Annotated in this window: 4 protein-coding genes; all 4 read left to right on the top strand. The window is 56.9% G+C overall.

Features of this window, described 5'->3' with window-relative positions; genetic code table 11:
• Positions 1–190, top strand: a 190-nt coding sequence (gene flgA, locus ACRESD_RS02275) for a flagellar basal body P-ring formation chaperone FlgA (RefSeq protein WP_431749444.1), incomplete at its 5' end; no start/stop codon positions are given.
• Between the two features lie 141 nt (positions 191–331).
• Positions 332–655 (top strand): flagellar biosynthesis anti-sigma factor FlgM, encoded by a 324-nt coding sequence (gene flgM / locus ACRESD_RS02270; protein WP_431749443.1) that lies wholly within the window; start codon positions 332–334, stop codon positions 653–655.
• 48 nt (positions 656–703) lie between these two features.
• Positions 704–1,174, top strand: coding sequence for a flagella synthesis protein FlgN (locus tag ACRESD_RS02265; protein WP_431749442.1), 471 nt, complete (start codon positions 704–706; stop codon positions 1,172–1,174).
• A 96-nt stretch (positions 1,175–1,270) separates the two neighbouring features.
• Positions 1,271–1,664 (top strand): flagellar brake protein (locus ACRESD_RS02260; protein WP_431749441.1); only part of this gene is annotated, 394 nt, incomplete at its 3' end.

The raw sequence follows: 1,664 nt of genomic DNA, 5'->3' as shown, positions 1-1,664 counted from the left end.
AGCAGAAGTCATCCGCAAAGGTGATCAGGTGGTGATTTCCGCCAGCAGCGGCGCGCTGAGCGTGAAGATGCCGGGAGAAGCACTGTCCAACGGCGGCATGAGCGAACAGATCAGAGTCAAAAACCTTAATTCCAACCGTGTGATCAAGGCGCGAGTGACAGCACCAGGCCAAGTCGAGGTAGCGTTATAGTTCGCTGGTGTGAAACGCTAGCTTTTCCTACACTGTGCGTTGGATGTGGACCTGTACAGGTTTATTGTCAATCGCGCCTAAAGTTTGTCCGGGTATGGCCGAAAACATGGCAAGCGTCCAAATACCCAGAGGTTTTTTAACATGGTCATTGATTTCAGTCGTTTGAATAACACCCCGGCGTTGCCCGGCTCTACGCGCACCAGCGGTGCGAAGGACAGTGTAGAAGCCAAGCCCCAGCCTGCGCCCGCCAAGGCAGAACAGGCCGGTGCCAACCAGAGTGGGGAATCGGTACATCTGAGCAATGAGGCTCAACAGTTGCAGAAGGTCACTGACTCGCTGCGTGATCAACCGGTTGTCAATAAAGCCCGCGTGGCCGAGTTGAAACAGGCTATCGCCGATGGCAGCTATAAAGTCGACAGCAACCGTGTAGCCAGCAAGCTGCTTAACTTCGAAGCCGAGCGCTAGGCAAAGGCCTGCGCAGGGCTTTTGGACGCTTAAAACCCAAGGCCAGCCATGCACCACGACGAACATTTACTCCAACTGATCATTGATGATCTGGCGCCGACGCAACATTTGCTCGAGCTGCTCAAAGAAGAATCCCTGGCCCTCTACGGCCGGGACATGCGCTTGCTGGAAGAGATCCTGGCACGCAAACAGTCGCTGATTGTGCTGCTTGAACAGCACGGCAAGAAGCGCAGCGAAATTCTCCTCAGCCTGGGCCTGCCAGCTGATCACGACGGACTTGCCCAACTGGCCAGCCATTCCTCGGTCGGCGACCAACTGCTGGCGCAGAGCAGCGCGCTCAATCAATTGCTCGCCCAGTGCCAGGAAGCCAACCTGCTCAACGGCCAATCGATCCAGCTTCAGCAAGCCACGACCGCCAACCAGCTGCGTATCCTCCATGGCGGAGAGCCTCCGGCCCTCTACAACGCCCAGGGGTCCACATCACGCCTGGTCAAACCAAGCACCCGCAGCCAAGCCTGACACTGGTTTACCGCGCGACCTATCCAAGGCGCGCCACATACTGGCAAAATGCCGGTTCTTGCGTGTAGTCGTATTTTGCCTGGAGATGGAAGAACCGTGTTCAACGCCCTTAATGCGGAAGATGCCCCGCAGCCACCCAAGGTCCTCACCACGCCTCTGGAAATCGCCAGCACTTTGCGGATGCTGCAGGAAAGCCATGACCCGCTGATCATCACCTTCCACGAACGCAGCCAGCGCTTCCAAAGTTATCTGGTAGACGTTGAGCGGGACAGCAAGACGCTAGCCCTGGACGAAATGATTCCCCGTGACGGCGAACGCTATCTCGAAAATGGCGAACCGTTCCGTATCGAAGGCTTCCATGAAGGTGTACGGGTTGCCTGGGAAAGCAACGGCACGTTGACCATCAGCGAGAAAGATGGTCACCGCATCTATACCGGAAGCATGCCTGAGGAGGTGGTCTACCATCAGCGACGCAATGCCTTCCGGGCCG

The organism is Pseudomonas sp., from assembly GCF_050739995.1.
GTDB lineage: Bacteria > Pseudomonadota > Gammaproteobacteria > Pseudomonadales > Pseudomonadaceae > Aquipseudomonas.
This window is presented reverse-complemented; position numbering and strand designations above follow the sequence as displayed.

What these genes read in the sequence shown, in the direction of transcription:
- ACRESD_RS02265 (WP_431749442.1), top strand. Translation starts at nt 704, where the DNA reads ATGCACCACGACGAACATTTACTCCAACTGATCATTGATGATCTGGCG.
- flgM (WP_431749443.1), top strand. Translation starts at nt 332, where the DNA reads ATGGTCATTGATTTCAGTCGTTTGAATAACACCCCGGCGTTGCCCGGC.